Consider the following 20,173-nt stretch of genomic DNA (forward strand, 5'->3'; position numbering starts at 1 on the left):
GCCGACTGGCGACACCGGACCTACTGGCGATACTGGGCCTACCGGACCGACTGGTGATACTGGACCCACGAGTGATACCGGGCCCACTGGACCTACTGGCGACACCGGACCTACCGGCGACGCTGGAGATACTGGAGATACTGGACCTACTGGCGACACTGGACCCACTGGAGATACTGGACCTACTGGCGACACCGGTCCCACTGGCGATACTGGACCGACCGGCGATACTGGACTTACCGGCGATGCCGGATCCACTGGCGATACCGGGCCTACTGGCGATACTGGTCCGACTGGCGACACTGGACCGACCGGGCCTACCGGCGATACCGGTCCCACTGGCGATACTGGACCTACCGGCGATACTGGACTTACCGGCGATGCCGGATCCACTGGCGATACTGGACCTACCGGCGATACCGGACCTACCGGCGATACCGGACCCACTGGTTCTACTGGACCGACCGGGCCTACCAGCGATACCGGTCCCACTGGCGACACCGGTCCGACTGGTGACACTGGACCTACTGGTTCTACTGGACCGACCGGACCCACTGGCGATACCGGGCCTACCGGCGATACTGGTCCCACTGGCGATACCGGTCTCAATGGATCAACTGGCGACACCGGACCCACTGGCGATACTGGACCCACTGGGCCGACTGGCGATACCGGGCCGACTGGCGATACCGGGCCGACTGGCGACACCGGACCTACTGGCGATACTGGGCCTACCGGACCGACTGGTGATACTGGACCCACGGGTGATACCGGGCCCACTGGACCTACTGGCGACACCGGACCTACCGGCGACGCTGGACCCACTGGAGATACTGGAGATACTGGACCTACTGGCGACACTGGACCCACTGGAGATACTGGACCTACTGGCGACACCGGTCCTACCGGCGACACCGGTCCTACCGGCGACACTGGACCGACCGGTGATACCGGACCCACGGGGGATACCGGACCTACTGGCGATACTGGACCTACCGGCGATACCGGACCCACTGGTTCTACTGGACCGACCGGGCCTACCAGCGATACCGGTCCCACTGGCGACACCGGTCCGACTGGTGACACTGGACCTACTGGTTCTACTGGACCGACCGGACCCACTGGCGATACCGGGCCTACCGGCGATACTGGTCCCACTGGCGATACCGGTCTCACTGGACCAACTGGCGACACCGGACCCACTGGCGATACTGGACCCACTGGGCCGACTGGCGATACCGGGCCGACTGGCGACACCGGACCTACTGGCGATACTGGGCCTACCGGACCTACTGGACCTACTGGCGACACCGGTCCTACCGGCGACACTGGACCCACTGGAGATACTGGAGATACTGGACCTACTGGCGACACCGGTCCTACCGGCGATACTGGACCCACGGGTGATACCGGACCTACTGGACCTACTGGCGACACCGGTCCTACCGGCGACACCGGGCCTACCGGTGATACTGGACCCACGAGTGATACCGGGCCCACTGGACCTACTGGCGACACCGGACCTACCGGCGACACCGGGCCTACCGGTGATACTGGACCCACGAGTGATACCGGGCCCACTGGACCTACTGGCGACACCGGACCTACCGGCGACACTGGACCCACTGGAGATACTGGAGATACTGGACCTACTGGCGACACCGGTCCTACTGGCGACACCGGTCCTACCGGCGACACTGGACCCACGAGTGATACCGGACCGACTGGACCGACTGGCGACACCGGGCCTACCGGCGACACCGGACCTACCGGCGACACCGGACCTACCGGCGACACTGGACCCACTGGAGATACTGGAGATACTGGAGATACTGGACCTACTGGCGACACCGGTCCTACCGGCGATACTGGACCCACGAGTGATACCGGACCTACTGGACCTACTGGCGACACCGGACCTACTGGACCCACCGGCGATACAGGACCTACCGGCGATACCGGACCTACCGGGGATACTGGACCGACTGGCGATACCGGACCTACTGGCGATACTGGGCCTACCGGCGACACTGGGCCAACTGGAGATACTGGACCTACTGGCGATACTGGGCCGACCGGAGATACTGGACCCACGAGTGATACCGGACCCACTGGACCCACTGGCGACACCGGACCTACCGGGCCGACCGGCGATACCGGGCCGACTGGCGATACTGGATCGACTGGCCCTATTGGCGTTCAGCCCTATGCTTTAATTACAGACGATACAACCCAAACTCCAGCCACCGCAAATACTCCAACGCTAATAACGTTATCAACAAATGAGCAGCTTAATGACATTACGCACACAACAGGCACCGGAACAATTACCGTACAAACAGATGGCGTATATTATATCAATATATCAGTTGAAGTCTCACAAACCGTTGCACAATCTACCAGGATCTATATTTGGATTCGCGTTAATGGTGTTGATATAACAGATTCTAACAGAACTCGTTCACTAACATCCGCTACTGATGTCGGAAGCTTGGCATTTCCATTTCTTCTTTCTCTGACATCTGGAGATACCATACAAATTTATCAATCAGTTAGTGTAGCCGGTCGAAATACCGGAATTTATGCATTTACGCCAGCTGGTCAGCCAGCTGTACCTTCTATTATTATAACCATAGAATATATTAGCCAATAGCAATTTATTATAATAAAATCGCGTTAATCTAGATTTAAGATTTATATGCAAATTTTAATTAAGACCGTCGGTTTACCGATGGCCTTAATTTTATCCACTAAAAACTTTAAATTTATTCTCATATCTGCAACAATTCCGCCTTATTCTTACAAATCATATTATTTATAAATAACTATCAGAAATAAATCCTGATAATGTACTTTTTTAATAAGTATAAAGTTGTAGTAAATTAGTTTAGTAAAATAAGATACTACAATATCCACCAATAAATTATTGATTTTTACTAAATGACGTACATTTATGCAAGTTTCCATGACTATGTCCCAAATCTCCTTCACCTACATATTATATATGGATACTATTATTTTATAATAATCAGTATCAAAACCAATTCAATATAACAAGGGGGATAATTATGGCTGATATAGCTCTCCAATTGGAGTTAGAAACTGCCACCACAATAAATTCCGGCGAAAATGTTCTTTTTGATAACATTGCTTTTACATCCGGAAATATAACTTATAATCCTGTAACTGGTATCATCACTTTTCTGGAGGCAGGAAGATTTTCTATTGACTGGTGGCTGGCAACGCAATCATCTCAATCTACAAACGGCACCTCCTTTGCACTTGTTAGCTCGCAAGGTGATTCTTTAACAGGAAATTCACCATTAAGAACCGGTGAAGTATATGGAGCTGGCATAATTGAGGTAGTTAGTGCACCTGTAACATTATCTTTAGTCAATATCAGTACTGGCACAGTATTTTTCGCTCAACAGGTTCCTTTAAGGGGTTCTTTGGTTATTATACAAGAAGATATCACCGGAAGTGGTGATACCGGACCTACTGGACCCACTGGACCGACCGGACCTACTGGACCTACTGGACCTACTGGACCTACCGGACCCACTGGACCGACCAGCGATACTGGACCTACTGGACCCACTGGACCGACCGGCGACACTGGACCTACCAGCGATACTGGACCTACTGGACCCACTGGACCGACTGGACCGACCGGCGACACTGGACCTACCAGCGATACTGGACCCACTGGTGATACCGGACCTACTGGACCGACCGGACCTACCGGCGACACTGGACCTACCGGCGATACTGGACCCACTGGCGATACCGGACCTACTGGACCGACCGGACCTACCGGCGACACTGGACCTACCGGCGATACTGGACCCACCGGCGATACCGGACCTACCGGCGACACTGGGCCGACTGGGCCGACTGGGCCGACCGGCGGCACTGGACCTACCGGCGATACCGGACCTACCGGCGATACCGGACCTACCGGCGATACTGGACCTACCGGCGATACTGGACCTACCGGGCCGACTGGCAATACTGGGCCGACTGGCGATACTGGGTCTACCGGCGATACCGGACCTACCGGCGACACTGGGCCGACTGGCGATACTGGGTCTACCGGCGATACTGGGTCTACCGGCGATACCGGACCTACCGGCGATACTGGACCGACTGGACCTACCGGCGATACCGGACCGACTGGCGATACCGGACCTGCTGGCGATACTGGACCGACTGGCGATACCGGACCGACTGGTGACACTGGACCTACTGGTGATACCGGACCGACTGGCGACACTGGGCCTACCGGCGATACCGGACCGACTGGCGACACTGGACCTACCGGCGATACCGGACCTACCGGCGATACTGGACCTACCGGCGATACCGGACCTACCGGCGATACCGGACCTACCGGCGATACCGGACCTACCGGCGATACCGGACCTACCGGCGATACCGGACCTACCGGCGATACTGGACCTACCGGCGATACTGGACCGACCGGCGATACCGGACCGACTGGCGATACCGGACCGACTGGCGATACCGGACCTACCGGCGATACTGGACCGACTGGCGATACTGGGCCTACCGGTGATACCGGACCGACTGGCGATACTGGACCGACTGGCGATACCGGACCGACTGGCGACACTGGTCCCACCGGGGCTACTGGACCGACTGGCGATACTGGACCTACCGGTGATACCGGACCGACTGGAGATACCGGACCGACTGGTGACACTGGACCTACCGGGGATACCGGACCGACTGGCGACACTGGTCCCACCGGGCCTACTGGACCGACTGGCGATACTGGACCTACCGGGGATACTGGACCGACTGGCGATACCGGACCGACTGGCGATACTGGGCCTACCGGCGACACTGGGCCAACTGGTGATACCGGACCGACTGGCGACACTGGGCCTACCGGTGATACCGGACCGACTGGCGATACTGGACCGACCGGCGATACCGGACCGACTGGCGATACTGGGCCTACCGGCGATACTGGGCCGACCGGTGATACCGGACCAACTGGCGATACCGGACCTACCGGCGATACTGGACCGACCGGCGATACTGGACCGACTGGCGATACCGGACCGACTGGCGATACTGGGCCGACCGGTGATACCGGACCTACTGGCGATACCGGACCTACCGGCGATACCGGACCTACTGGCGATACTGGACCGACTGGCGATACTGGACCGACTGGCGATACCGGACCTACCGGCGATACTGGACCTACCGGCGATACCGGGCCTACCGGCGATACCGGACCTACTGGTGATACTGGGCCTACCGGCGATACCGGACCTACTGGCGATACTGGGCCGACCGGTGATACCGGACCGACTGGCGATACCGGACCTACCGGCGATACCGGACCTACTGGCGATACTGGACCGACTGGCGATACTGGACCGACTGGCGATACCGGACCGACTGGCGATACCGGACCTACCGGCGATACCGGACCTACCGGTGATACTGGTCCGACCGGTGATACCGGACCAACTGGTGATACCGGACCTACCGGCGATACCGGACCGACTGGCGATACCGGACCTACCGGTGATACCGGACCGACCGGCGATACCGGACCGACCGGCGACACTGGACCTACTGGCGACACCGGACCGACTGGCGACACTGGACCTACCGGTTCTGTATCTGCTTTTACGTTTGATAATAACACTGCTACAACAGCCGTATTTCCACCATTAGCAACAGAAGTTACACTTAATTCTATAGCCACTCCAGTTACAGCTGGAGATAATGTAAAAATTGATTTTGGTAACGATCTACAATTGGTAACCACTGCCTCTTATAGTTATACTGCTGAATTAAGAATATACAGAGATGCAACATTAATCGAGACTAGGATTACAAGTTTTTCTGGATCTGCCGCTGCTACTATGGACATTGTTCTTAGCAACACCTATGTTGATACAGCTCCTGCTACAGGGACTTCAACTTATGAATTACGAATTATATTTACAGCAGCTACTAACATTACAAGTGCAAGCGTAATAAATAGCAATATGAATAATATTGTTATTTAATATACAGAAGCCCCAGTTTTCCGGGGCTTCTTAACCAAATAATTTTAACCAAAAAATCAGTTTGTAAAATGAAAAGCAGACATATTAACACCACAAATTACAGGAAGTTTATAATGTCTCTAACAAACTTGACACTAAACACATATGATATCTTATAAAGGATTGAAAAAGCCCTTTATATTACAATTCACATCTACAAAAATCATACAAAGAAAATATTACACCTTGACAGGAGGGAATTATAATGAATAATTGTAGAGATTGGGACGGAAACCGCTATAATAGGTGCGGTGGTAATTGCGGTTGCGGCTGCATCGGACCTACCGGACCACAGGGACCAAGAGGGTGTCCTGGACCAATGGGACCACAGGGACCAAGAGGATTTCAGGGGCCTACCGGACCGACTGGTCCTCAAGGAATACCTGGTCCTGATGGACCAACTGGGCCACAAGGTCCTCAGGGACCCGTTGGACCACAAGGTCCGCAGGGAATCCAGGGGCCTACCGGACCAACTGGCGCAACTGGCGCAACCGGGGCGACCGGGGCGACCGGAGCGACTGGACCTATTGGACCCGCAGGACCTCAGGGACCGACTGGACCAACTGGCGCAACCGGGGCGACCGGGGCGACTGGACCTGTTGGACCCGCAGGACCTCAGGGACCGACTGGACCAACTGGCGCAACTGGGGCAACCGGAGCAACTGGACCTACTGGACCGACCGGCGCTACCGGCGCTACCGGCGCAACTGGACCTACTGGACCGACCGGCGCAACTGGCGCTACCGGCGCGACTGGACCGACTGGTCCCACTGGCGCAACCGGGGCGACTGGTGACACTGGACCTACTGGACCAACTGGGGCAACCGGACCGACTGGTCCTACCGGACCTACCGGTGATACCGGACCGACTGGACCTCTTGCACAATTAAGAGGTATTGAAGTCCAGTTAACAAATGCATCTACTGTAGCAGATAACAGCCCAGTAATCTTTAATACGGTTGTTAATGATCAAAGCCTTAATATTGCTTACAACACAGCGACTGGCGTGGCGACGATTAATGCTGAAGGTGTCTATTATGTAGCTTGGTGGATATCTACTGATGGTGCCGGAATTTCCACGTTTGTTGAATTTACAACACAGATTAATGGCAGCGGCGGAGTTACTGCAAGTTCTCCTGCGGTAACCGGTCAATTATACGGTCAATCTCTAGTAACCGTTGGTGCAGTTCCTACTACCATAGAGATTGTTAATACCACCGGACAGCCCGTATTCTTTGGAGCTACACCAGTAATCGCCAACTTGATCATTCTTGAAGTTACAACCTAACAAAATAGTATCACAAATGGAGCGTAGCAGAACCAGATGAGCAATCATCCGGGGAGCTTCGCTCCTTTACTAATTGCCATAATATGTTACATAAGTGGAGAAAAAAGTCTAAGTACACGTCCGGCAAATTTTTCATAACATGGATCCTCCTTCAAGTCTTCTAAAGATACAAGATGGCACTGCCGAAACGTATCCTTAAAATCTTTCTGTATTTCTTGAATTACCTCATTCTTGTATATATAGGTTCCACACTCAAAATGCAGATAAAGACTTCTATAATCCATATTAATGGTACCTACTGCAGCTTTTATGTCATCGCTAAGAAACACTTTCCCATGGATAAAGCCAGGTGAATATTCTAAAATCTGAACTCCCGCTTTTATAAGCTCCTTATAATGAGATCTCGATAGTAAGAAAGTGAATTTCTTATCCGGAATTCGTGGCATCACAATCCGTGTTTCAACCCCTCTTTTCGCCGCAAACGTCAAAGCGTTGATCATCTCAAAGTCAAGGATTAAATATGGAGTCATAATATAGACATAGCGTCTAGCCGTATGAATGATGTCCAGATAGACTTGTTTGCCAACCGTTTCCTGATCCAGGGGACTGTCACCATAGGGAATTACGAACCCATCCATTCCAAGTTCCAAAGGATAATAATACTCTGGATCTTTTAGATAAGCCCCGAATTTCTCCTCCTTCTTCTCTGAAATATTCCACATCTGTAGAAACATCATGGTAAAACTAGTAACAGCATCTCCTTTTAACATAATTCCACTATCTTTCCAGTGACCAAATCTTACACGCCTATTGATATACTCATCTGCAAGATTAATTCCACCCGTAAATGCAGTGTGCCCATCTACAACAAGAATCTTTCTATGATCTCTATTATTTTGATACGTTGTTAAAGCTGGTTTGACCGGAGAAAAAACGTTTGCCTTAATCCCTTTCTCTCTTAAATGATTACAATAATGATATGGGAGATAAGTTAGAGAACCCATACCATCATACATTACTCTGACTTCTACCCCCTGACCTGCTTTACGTTCCAAAATCTCCAGAATGGAATCCCACATTTCGCCCTGATCTATAATGAAAAACTCAATGAAAATAAATCGTTTTGCACCCTCCAATTCCTTTTTCATCTCTTCAAACATAAGTTCCCCTAATGGAAAATATTGTAAATTTGTATTTCCATACGCAGGATAATGACCATAGTTTTTAATGTAATGAGCCAAGTTCGTATTTCCTTTACTGATTTTCAACAATTTCTGGGTCACGTCTGGGTCTTGCTCCAAATAGACCTTTGATTGTTCTATATTTGCAAAATGCTTGTTTTTCATTAATCTTCCTATAATCTGTAGTTCTACAAATAAATAAAAAAGGGAACCAAAAACAGGGACTGCAGCAATCGGTATCATCCAAGTCATCTTAAAGCTTGGATTTTGCTCTTTATTTAATATATATATAATGAGAAATGCGCTAAGTAATGTGAATGCACCATAAAAATAAGCAGTATACACACGTAACATTCCAAATATGGCAAGTAAAATGGCAATTTGTATCATAAGAGAAATAACCACAAACATAGTTCGCCCAAATATAATTCTTAACATTCTTTTGATTTGTTTCATCTTCTGTACCTCCAAGCTCCTCCACACAATTCACAGCCTCTCCATTATACCCCCTGAATTATTTTCTTGCAATCCCTTAGCGCCTCTGTCCAACCAAGGTTTAAAACCAAAAGTTTTCTTGTATTCCCCTTTTATTTACAGTATAATGTCTAAGTAATAATTATTATCAAAAGGAGACCATCTATGGAAAAGTCAAAGGTTTACTATACGAATTTTCACACAACATTCCAGGAAAATCTTCCTCAAAAATTAGCACGTCTAATAAAGACTGCTGGAATGCTGAACCAAATTGATTTTAAGAATAAATATACGGCAATTAAAATTCATTTTGGCGAATTGGGGAATTTATCTTTCCTACGTCCCAACTATGCCAAAGTCGTGGCAGACTTAATTAAATCCCAGGGCGGAAAGCCATTTTTGACCGATTGCAACACCTTGTATGTAGGCAGCCGTAAAAATGCACTGGATCATCTGGAAACTGCCTATGAAAACGGTTTCTCACCATTTTCAACTGGTTGTCATGTCATTATTGCCGATGGATTAAAAGGAACGGATGAGAGTCTAGTCCCCATCAACGGTGATTACATAAAAGATGCTAAAATCGGACGAGCTATCATGGATGCTGATATTTTAGTGTCGCTCTCCCATTTCAAAGGGCACGAAAGTACTGGATTTGGCGGTGCTTTAAAAAACATTGGTATGGGTTGCGGTTCCAGAGCTGGCAAAATGGAGATGCATAACGCAGGAAAACCACATGTCACGGAGAACGACTGCATCGGATGTCATGCATGCGAAAAAAACTGTGCGCATCATGCAATCTCATTTGACAACAAAAAAGCATCCATCGACCACAATCGTTGTGTTGGATGCGGACGGTGTATTGGTGTTTGCCCCACTGATGCTGTACAATCTGATTGTGACGAATCAAATGATATTTTAAATTGTAAGATATCAGAATACACGAAAGCTATCTTACAAGACCGTCCTCATTTTCATATCAGTCTCATCATGGACGTCTCCCCCTATTGTGATTGTCATTCAGAAAATGATATCCCTATCATACCTGATGTAGGTATGTTTGCTTCTTTTGACCCCGTAGCACTCGATGTTGCCTGTGCGGACGCCGTAAACCGACAGCCCGTCATGGCAGGTAGTATACTAGAACAACATGGGAGCCATCATCAGGATCATTTTAAGGATACCCATCCGGAGACAAACTGGAAATCCTCCATTGATCACGGAGTAAAAATCGGTCTTGGTACAGCAGAATACGATCTGATCACGATATAAACAATAGAAAAATTCCATCATAGAAAAGAGAGAGATTCTATCATTGTAATGTTGATATTAATCCCTCTCTTTTTGATAATAAAATCTAAAATCCCAAGTTTTACCCACTCCCAAGGGTACTTTATCTCTTCCAATCTGCCAAACAGAGATTTCAGAATCAATCACCTTCTTTTCCGGAACTTCTTTGGCAATAACCAATTGCGGCCACACAAAAGTAGTATCGACCATTTTTCCATCCAAACAGATTTTTGAATAAGGTGTGAAATTTTCACCATAGACCAACAAATCATGATCATTATAGACCACCCGATCAACATCAATATTTTCAATCCCCATTTTAAGATTTGTTTTTTTATATGGACTTTCACCACCATACACTTCCCGATCGCCATAAAGAATATCGTACTCCAGTGTTTTCATATCTTCTAAGTATTTTTTTTCATTTGGATTCTCATTGTTTAGGTACTTCTGATGAAATCGCATCATAGTACCTTCATGAATTTGAAGCATATCAAGAACATGAGCTGCTATCTGATATGCCTCCACATCCTTTTTCACCTTTGGTAAATTCATATTGTTCCATATCACATACTCTGTCTGAAAAAGGGACTGATTTTTCATATCTTCCTCTTTCCATTCAAATCCAGGTAGATGATCCCCATACATGACTAAGACGATGGGTTCTTTCCGAGTTCTCAACGTATTAACTAAGGAACGAACAAACTGATCCATCTCTTCTATCTGATGACAATAATATTCAAAATCCGGATATTTCCCATGCCCCTGAACGGATATGGTATAAATAAAATCAGGTCCAAGGGAAGAATCTAGAGTTTTAATGATCTCACCCGTTAGAATCTTATCCTTGCACCAACCCGTAGGGTTTCTTTCTATCTCATTCATATACTCGATTGGAGTAAACGTATCAAAACCCAGTTGGGGGAAAACACGATTCCTATCATAAAAAGTTGCCTCATTGTTATGAATGGCATGGGCAGTATACCCTAAGTTTTTTAAGTCAAAAGCCACACTCTCACACGTTGTTTTCTTTAAGACTGTTTTATAAGGATATTCCCCAGGTCCGAAAAAATCAAGATTCATCCCTGTAATGGATTCAAATTCTGTATTGGCAGTTCCCGCGCCAACCGAAGGAACACTGATGTACCCCCCAGGATAATTTTTTTGAAGCTGGTGGAAAAAAGGAATTGGATCATAAGATAAGGAGCTCTGTTTCCACAAGGAAGGATCAAAAAAGGACTCCAGCTGTATCATGACGATATTCGGTTTTGTATTTTTTGAAAGCTCATAGGTATTCTCAGGAACCAATTCTTCTTCCTTAATTGCTTCCAAAGTTTCCGTTCCATACCCATGGGGTTTTGATATTCCGGTATTAAACAGAGAATTGGCAAAGCAATACGGAAAACCATATATATGAAATGCTTCCCCAATATTGCCAAAATGTACGGCAACCAGACCAGTCTTCATTGCTGCACTTGTCAGCCCCAGAACAAATAAGACACAAAAAGCCGAGATTGTAATTCCTCTATGATATTGTATCTTCTCTTCGCATACAGGTGCTTTTTTCCAAAGAATCAGCAATGCAGCCACTCCAATGCTGATTCCAACCGTAATTAGTATAATCTGGGCCCAGGTAAAATACACAGTAGCAAGGCTCACTGCATATTTAATCAAGTATAAATCCGCAGCCGTAAAGGGGGTTGTCCGAAAAATCAACAACATCCCATTGACACCGCCCAGAAACAACCAGACAGCTGATACGAACATAGAGGCAAAAACCTTACGCTTTGTTAAAAACAGGATTGTAAACGGAACCGATATAATAAATGTATTGATTAAAAAAATCAAAAAGCTCCCAGTCAGATAGGAGCCAAGGCTAATGACAGACTTTCTGCTAGCAAACTCAATCAAAATATTAATCCCTATTGAAAGAGCAAAGATCTTCCACATCCACCTAACATACTGTTTCATACTATACCCCTTTTATCTTATTGCTTTCTTGAATCGGGTATAGTCTATCATATTTTACATTGAATTTACATAGCTTTTGATAAAAATAATAAAAAAGTAAAAAAATAGACCGAACTCCATTGGGCCGGCCTATCTCGTTTATTCATTCTGGTCTTCTGTAGATTCAAATGCATCTTCATGCGCTGCATTGATACCAGCAGGATCACTCTCTAGCTCTGTTATTCTGGTCACTGCCTCTTCGTCCTCTTTATCCGACTCATCTTCTGCTTCTTTGACTGGTGCTCCGCACTTACCGCAGAAGAAAGAATTTTTAGGAACCTTAGCTCCGCATTCTGCACAAATATGACTTCCTTCACTTTGGGTTAATTCAATCTCCAGAGCGGCAATTCTCTCCCGGCTAGCTCTGACAGCTTCATAAGCCTTATCATACATCTCATCCGGCTCTTTATTGGATTCGTAAAATTGTTTGCCTACGACTGCATAAGCTTCCTTCAATTTGGTTTTCTCTGTACTGATTTGTGTCTTCAACTGTATCGTGTCAGACAATACCTTCGCTTTGGTTGCAACCTCTTTGCCGGTATCACTCAATGTCTTTCCTAGCTCTTCAAAAAATGCCATCCATGACTCCTCCTTTGACATATGCTTCTACTATTTTAACTTCTATGGTAGAAAAAGTCAATGAAAGACTATTGATCTAACTTCTGTTCCTCTATTAATCCATCTTTTATAGATTGTGGAAGATACTCTATCGGGACAACATACTGCAACTCGCTTTTAATTCCATCTGTAGCATCAATTGCAGTAAATCGTATTTGTTTGTCTTCATTTGAAATATAGAATGGATTCATATTAGAATATTCCGCAATCACTGCATGTTCCATAATCTGTCTTATTTCTTCCTTCTCTGTAATCGTCATCGAATCGGAATCGTCATCTTTATAGCTTGATGCTCCATACAATTGAGTTTTATCTATATTAATCTCAAAAACCCCAGACTTATCGCTCCAACTATCAGTATTTACCTGAGACTCCTTTAATAAATCTAATGTACGATGAAACGATGGATAAATAGGATAATAACCTTGTGATAATACTTTGTTATATTGCCTTGAAACCTTATCCTGTTCCCCAATCGTCTCTGCTTTTGCCTGCATTTTAGATAAAAATTGAATCGAAGCAGTTGGATTTTCCTGTTCCATTGTCTCAACTTTCAAATCACTTAGATCTTTCTGATAAGCCAGTAAAATCTTTTCAGTCATAGCTTTATCCCGGCCATTCCGGTCGCTGCTTGCAAGGTATGATTGAGAACCACGTCTTATACGAATCCGGGACGTGTCATCTGGTGTTTGGTTCATAATTGGGTAGAACGCACGAATAAACTCTGGATTTTCATAAATTTTTACTAATTGGGACCTTTCATCGTCTTTCTCCAATTCGTATGAACGATAGACCTCCCTTCCATCCACTAATGTGTATTTCACATCCATGTCAGTATAATACGTTCTGGTACTCACTCTTGATTTATTAAGCACATTGCGATGTACTACCTGATTGCGTTTTATCTCATCCCTCACCAGAGACAAAACCGGGGTCTTATCCGTGAGTTCCATATGATCCAAAACATAATCAGATCCATTTATATAATCCCAGTAATACTGATTTGATTTATTTTGTTTCACCTCTCCGTAATCGATCCAGTTACTCATATTATCAAAGTAAATAGCGACCGATTTAATAGAACTTTCATTCGGGATATAGCTATCATAACCAAATAAATCAAAACAGAAACAGCAGAAAATAATTGCCGCTAACAATCCTGAAATAATCATCTGTTTCCAACAGCCAAACAATTTCCGAAAATCAAAGTGATATATAATCTCAATGATGCAATGAGACAACATCATCCCACATATCAGACCAAATGCAGCCCAGCCAATGCTAGAATTAACAAGCCAGAAAAATAAGCCGCCACTTAAAGAGAATAATATTACCATCAGAATACGAATGATGGGCATACTGATTGAAAACGCCATTGCTTTTTTTGCTGATTCCAATCCTCTTTTTTTATAAAGAAAGAAGGCAAATGCGGTAACGATGATACCAATTCCTATTGCAACTAAAACCATAATGATCTTTTCCTGTAAAGATATCGGCATATTCATGGACTCTATATTATTGAAATACAAGACAATGGGAGATGACCGTAACAACAAAGACTCCAACATATTCCCTTCCCCATTATATCTCGTGAGGAAAAACTCACTAAAATACATTTGCAAGATCAGGATAACGGAAGTAGAATAAAATTGCAAAACAACCGTACCTAACATACCCACAATTACATTACCAGTTAGAATCATGGCAAGTACTGTAACACTATATATCATGACATAATAAATCATAAAAAGTAAAAATCCACTAACTGCAGAACCAAATACTTCTCCAGGCGAAATTCTGTATGCAGCAATCACGCCAAAGGTAAGGACTAAATTAACTGCATAAACACCTGCAACGATCAGTATTCCATTGATATAGTTCGACCAGAATAAATGATTGCGATTGACTGGTATTCCATGATAAAGATCCACCTTTTGTCTGGAATGAAGATAAGAGAAACTGGTAATACCCATAATAAAAGAGAGCAGAATTATAAGAATTGCCAACCAGCCTGATTCAAATCGAAGCCCGTGTATTACTTGAGATAGCATCGAATCGTAACTTTTTTCTAAATTGATAGAATTCCCCAGCAATAAAGCATATTTAACTGGCATAATAAAGAAAAACAATAAAAATCCAAGTGCGATAGACCAGAGACGGCGTTTCCCATCTTCTTTTACCAAATTAAAAAATAAGCTTTTTGATGTCATACCCTGCCACCTCCGTTTCACTTATAAATATTTCTTCCAAAGACAAAGGAATGATTTCATAAAAAACAGGTTTACACGATTCCATAGTTTTAACCACTTGTTCTTTTGTACCACGTACTGTAATGGTGTAAAGTTTTCCTCTGTTTTCTATCTTAATCTTATCTAGGGATTTAAGATCGTCCGCTGTCATTCCGTCTTTTAATACACATTGGATTTTATGAATATTGAGTTTCATATCATCCAACTCTCTTGATAAAAGAATGCCTCCTCTGTGAAGCAAACCAATATGATCGCATATATCTTCTAATTCTCTTAAATTATGAGAGGCTATAATAGGGGTGAGATTTCTCTCTTCCATATCATTGGCGAATATACTTTTCACTGCCTGCCGCATAACAGGGTCCAATCCATCAAACGTTTCATCACAAAAAAGGTAATCCGTATTGGAACAAATCCCACATATCACAGAAAGTTGTTTTTTCATTCCTTTGGAAAAGGTATGAATTTTACGTCTAGGGTCCAATCCAAAATTATCCAATAGATGGTTAAATCTAATTGGATCAAAATCAGGATATACTCTACTATAAAATCCCATCATATCCGATGGTGTTGAATTATTGAAAAAATACTGATCATCTGATATGTAAAAAAATCGCCTTTTCACTTCCTCATTTTCAAAAACTGATTCCCCGTCAATCGTAATGGTCCCTTCATCAGGCTTTAGAATCCCACTGAGCATTCTTAAAAATGTACTTTTTCCTGCACCGTTTGTTCCTATTAAACCAAATACGCTTCCAGACTTTATCTCAGCACTCACACGATCAACAGCTAAAATTGTGTCAAATCGTTTCGTCAGATTTTCTGCCTTTATCATCTTCTTTCATATCCCCTTCCATATAATCCTCTTTCAACCACTCTTCTGCAATCCAGGTATGAGCTTTCTGTTCCGTGATTCCCGCACGTTTTGCTTCTTCCAACCAAGACCTTAGTTTTTTTTTCAATTCACTATCTTTTAATGCCATAATTGAACGGGTGTCTGCAACAAAACTTCCTCTACCCTTTACAGAATAGATAAATCCTCTTCTCTCTAATTCTGCATATGCACGCTGAATGGTGTTTGGATTTATAGACAAATCAGTTGCCATTGACCGAACTGAAGGTAATTGACTATCTTGTTCCAAAATTCCACAGATCATAAGTCCACTGAGTTTTTCCACTACCTGCTCGTAAATAGGTCTACGGTCTTTATAATCAAGCAGTATCATATTTCACCTCCTACTAACTGTATTAATACATCTAATACGCTTAGTATAGCAGTTGCTTCTGTCTATGTCAAACGAAATTTTTAATGAGACAAAAAACCTTCCAATCAGGAACTAAATTCCTATTGGAAGGTTTCTTATAAAAATAGAAACGCACCCGAGTCAACCCCGGGTGCGTACTGCAAATACGATTTATTATTCGTTACCGTATAAAGTAACCAGTTTCTGCAGATAGTCATATCTTTCTTTTGCATCTTTCTCATTCTGGGAGAATAATTCAGCTGCTCTTTCAGGATTTTTCATCGCTAGAGATGCATAACGAACTTCACCCTTTAAGAAATCCTGATAACCTTCCAATGCTGGAGCCTTGCTATCTAAGGAGAATTTCTTCTCAGCTGCAGGGTTAAAGCGGAAGTTATTCCAGTATCCACACTGAACAGCTAATTTTTCTTCTGTCTGAGCTTTGGACATACCTTTTTTAATACCGTGGCTGATACATGGTGCATAAGCGATTATCAAAGATGGTCCTGGATATGCTTCAGCTTCAGCAATCGCTTTCACTGTCTGTGCATAATCAGCACCCATTGCGATCTGTGCTACATATACATAACCATAGCTCATTGCAATACTAGCAAGATCTTTCTTCTTCGTCTCTTTACCACCAGCTGCAAACTGTGCAACTGCACCAGTCTTAGTTGCCTTAGAAGACTGTCCACCTGTATTGGAGTAAATCTCTGTATCAAATACCATGATATTGATATCCTGTCCACTAGCAAGGACATGATCAACACCACCAAATCCGATATCGTAAGCCCAACCGTCACCACCAAAGATCCACTGTGATTTTTTAGCAAGGAAATCTTTATCTTTTACAACTGATTTCGCTAAATCGCAGTCAATTCCTTCTAAAGTAGCTACAAGCTTGTCTGATGCAGAACCATTGGTTGCTCCTACACCATAGGTATCCAAGTATTCCTTGCAAACTGCCTTTACTTCTTCCGAAGTTTTTTCAGAATTCATGATCTCTTCAACTTTATTCTTTAAACCACCACGAATTGCAGTCTGAGCTAATAACATACCATAACCAAACTCAGCATTATCCTCGAATAAAGAGTTAGACCATGCAGGTCCCTGTCCCTTTTCATTCACTGTGTAAGGTGTAGATGGAGAAGAGTTACCCCAGATAGAAGAACATCCTGTTGCGTTAGCAATGTACATTCTATCACCAAATAACTGTGTTACTAATTTAGCATAAGGAGTTTCACCACATCCAGCACATGCTCCTGAGTACTCAAGAAGTGGCTGTTTGAACTGACTTCCTTTTACAGTTGTGCTCTTGAATTTATCAATTACTTCCTGCTTAATCGGTAGAGTCTGACCATAATCAAATCTCTTCTGAGTAACATCGCAGTTTGCTTCCATATTAACCATAGTAAGAGCTTTCTCGCCCTTCTTACCAGGACATACATTGGCACAAGAACCACATCCGGTACAGTCATATGCAGAAACAGTGATTGCAAACTGATATCCTGCCATTCCTGTCATAGGAAGTGACTTCATCTCTTCTGGTTTGTTGGCAGCTTCTGTTTCAGTCAAAGCAACTGGACGAATGACTGCATGAGGACATACATAAGCACAGAAATTACACTGAATACAGTTATCTGGATTCCACTGAGGGATATTAACTGCAATCCCACGTTTCTCATATGCGGAAGAACCAGAAGGTGTAGACCCATCTGCATAATCAACAAATGCAGAAACTGGTAAAGTATCGCCCTCCTGAGCACTTACTTTTGTCTGAATATTGTTTACGAAATCAACAACATCCTGTCTGCCATTGGTGATTTTCTTGTAATCAAGTCCCTCATCTTCGCAGTTTTTCCAGCTCTCTGGAACTTCAACTTTAACAACGCCTTTTGCTCCAGCGTCAATTGCTGCCCAGTTTTTCTTAACAATTTCTTCACCCTTACGTCCGTAAGTAGCTTTTGCAGCTGCTTTCATCAGTTCATTGGCTTTCTCAGCTGGAATAATTCCAGTAAGTTCAAAGAATGCAGACTGAAGAATTGTATTAATACGGGTTGGACCCATACCAGTTTCAATACCGATTTTCACACCATCAATGATATAGAACTTAATGTTGTGGTCAGCAATATATTTTTTTACCTGTCCAGGTAAATGTTTCTCAAGACCATCTTTGTCCCAAGCACAGTTTAACAGGAATACTCCGCCGTCTACCAGCTCCTGAACCATGTTGTATTTACGGATATAGGAAGGATTGTGACATGCCACAAAATTAGCCTTGTGAATCAAATAGGTAGATTTGATTGGCTTATTTCCGAAACGTAAATGAGACATTGTCACGCCACCTGATTTTTTAGAATCATAATCAAAGTAAGCCTGAGCATACATATCTGTGTTATCACCAATGATCTTAATGGAGTTCTTATTTGCACCTACCGTACCATCTGCTCCAAGACCCCAGAATTTACAGTTAGAAGTTCCTTCTGGTGTGGTAACAATGGCTGCTCCTGTTTCAAGAGAAAGATGAGTCACATCATCAATGATTCCCACTGTAAATGGAGACTTTGTCTTGTTATCGTAAACAGATACGATCTGAGCAGGTGTTGTGTCCTTAGAACCTAAACCATAACGTCCTGACAATACCTTAACCTGATCATACTTAGTTCCCTTTAATGCGGTAACAACGTCTAAGTATAACGGTTCACCTAATGAGCCTGGTTCTTTTGTTCTGTCTAAAACAGAAATAGTTTTTACAGTTTCTGGAATTGCATTTACCAGAGCCTGAGCACTGAATGGTCTGAACAGACGAACTTTAATCACACCAACTTTGTGACCTGCAGCAGTTAAATAATCCAGTGTCTCTTCAATTGTATCATTAACAGAACCCATTGATACAATGACATGATCTGCATCAGCAGCGCCATAGTAGTTGAATAATTTATAATCGGTACCGATCTTAGCATTTACCTTGTCCATATAATTCTGAACGATTTCAGGTAATGCATCGTAGTAAGGATTGCAGGCTTCTCTTGCCTGGAAGAAGATGTCTGGGTTCTGAGCAGAACCTCTCTGACATGGATGATTTGGATTTAATGCATGGCGACGGAATTCATCAACAGAATCCATGTTAACCATCTCTTTTAAATCCTCGTAATCCCATGTTTCGACCTTCTGAATCTCATGAGATGTACGGAATCCGTCAAAGAAATTAATAAATGGTACTTTACCTTCCAAAGCAGCCATGTGAGCTACTGGAGTTAAGTCCATAACTTCCTGTACACTGGATTCGCACATCATAGCACATCCGGTCTGACGGCATGCGTAAACATCTGAGTGGTCTCCAAAGATAGATAACGCATGACTTGCAATTGCACGTGCAGATACATTGATAACACCTGGTAATTGCTCTCCTGCGATTTTATAAAGGTTTGGGATCATCAGTAACAGGCCCTGAGAAGCGGTATAGGTGGTGGTCAGCGCACCTGCTGCTAAGGAACCGTGTACTGCACCTGCTGCACCAGCCTCAGATTGTAATTCTGTAATGTGTACTTTCTGACCAAAGATATTGGTTCTTCCGTCTGTTGACCACTCATCTGTAGCTTCTGCCATAGGTGAAGATGGGGTAATCGGATAAATAGCCGCTACGTCAGTAAATGCATAAGAAGCATGTGCTGCTGCATGGTTACCATCCATGGTTTTCATTTTTCTTGCCATTCTTGATATCCTC

11 protein-coding genes are annotated in these 20,173 nt (G+C 44.6%); 2 read left to right on the forward strand and 9 right to left on the reverse strand.

The window, feature by feature from the left end:
• Together EFT72_RS19345 and EFT72_RS19930 are read right to left on the reverse strand one after the other, a co-directional pair.
• Window positions 1-2,130: DUF4573 domain-containing protein (locus EFT72_RS19345; protein WP_243110041.1), on the reverse strand; the 2,130-nt coding region annotated here is incomplete at its 3' end.
• 1,294 nt (window positions 2,131-3,424) lie between these two features.
• Window positions 3,425-5,809, reverse strand: a complete 2,385-nt coding sequence (locus tag EFT72_RS19930; RefSeq protein ID WP_347561896.1) for a DUF4573 domain-containing protein — start codon at window positions 5,807-5,809, stop codon at window positions 3,425-3,427.
• Between the two features lie 488 nt (window positions 5,810-6,297).
• Between EFT72_RS19930 and EFT72_RS19815 the strand changes: the two genes are divergently transcribed.
• The gene (locus EFT72_RS19815; RefSeq protein ID WP_124067915.1) at window positions 6,298-7,380 is read left to right on the forward strand and encodes a collagen-like protein; all 1,083 of its coding nucleotides are present in this window, start codon (window positions 6,298-6,300) and stop codon (window positions 7,378-7,380) included.
• An 86-nt stretch (window positions 7,381-7,466) separates the two neighbouring features.
• Here EFT72_RS19815 and cls read toward each other — a convergent pair whose 3' ends face one another.
• Window positions 7,467-9,017: a cardiolipin synthase gene (gene cls, locus EFT72_RS15960; RefSeq protein ID WP_124067916.1), complete on the reverse strand. Its 1,551-nt coding sequence runs from the start codon at window positions 9,015-9,017 to the stop codon at window positions 7,467-7,469.
• 183 nt (window positions 9,018-9,200) lie between these two features.
• Between cls and EFT72_RS15965 the strand changes: the two genes are divergently transcribed.
• Entirely contained in the window at window positions 9,201-10,307 is a 1,107-nt protein-coding gene (locus EFT72_RS15965; protein ID WP_124067917.1) for a DUF362 domain-containing protein, read from the forward strand.
• 57 nt (window positions 10,308-10,364) lie between these two features.
• On the opposite strand, the gene EFT72_RS15970 is transcribed toward EFT72_RS15965, so the two are convergent.
• From EFT72_RS15970 to nifJ, 6 genes are all read right to left on the reverse strand, one after another.
• Entirely contained in the window at window positions 10,365-12,296 is a 1,932-nt protein-coding gene (locus tag EFT72_RS15970; RefSeq protein WP_124067918.1) for an alkaline phosphatase family protein, read from the reverse strand.
• A gap of 138 nt (window positions 12,297-12,434) precedes the next feature.
• Window positions 12,435-12,914, reverse strand: a complete 480-nt coding sequence (locus tag EFT72_RS15975) for a zinc ribbon domain-containing protein (RefSeq protein WP_124067919.1) — start codon at window positions 12,912-12,914, stop codon at window positions 12,435-12,437.
• 68 nt (window positions 12,915-12,982) lie between these two features.
• A complete protein-coding gene (locus EFT72_RS15980; protein ID WP_124067920.1) occupies window positions 12,983-15,163 on the reverse strand; it encodes a DUF6449 domain-containing protein in 2,181 nt (726 codons plus the stop codon).
• Window positions 15,138-16,037 carry an ABC transporter ATP-binding protein gene (locus EFT72_RS15985; protein WP_124067921.1) on the reverse strand — a complete coding sequence of 300 codons (900 nt, stop codon included), beginning with the start codon at window positions 16,035-16,037 and terminating at the stop codon, window positions 15,138-15,140. The genes EFT72_RS15980 and EFT72_RS15985 overlap by 26 nt, the downstream gene beginning before the upstream one ends.
• Window positions 16,003-16,428: a GntR family transcriptional regulator gene (locus tag EFT72_RS15990; RefSeq protein ID WP_124067922.1), complete on the reverse strand. Its 426-nt coding sequence runs from the start codon at window positions 16,426-16,428 to the stop codon at window positions 16,003-16,005. The genes EFT72_RS15985 and EFT72_RS15990 overlap by 35 nt, the downstream gene beginning before the upstream one ends.
• A gap of 192 nt (window positions 16,429-16,620) precedes the next feature.
• On the reverse strand, window positions 16,621-20,160 hold the full coding sequence (gene nifJ, locus EFT72_RS15995) for a pyruvate:ferredoxin (flavodoxin) oxidoreductase (RefSeq protein ID WP_124067923.1): 3,540 nt from the start codon (window positions 20,158-20,160) through the stop codon (window positions 16,621-16,623).
• Window positions 20,161-20,173 lie beyond the last annotated feature (13 nt).

It is taken from the genome of Clostridium sp. E02 (assembly GCF_003833015.1).
GTDB lineage: Bacteria > Bacillota > Clostridia > Lachnospirales > Lachnospiraceae > Lacrimispora.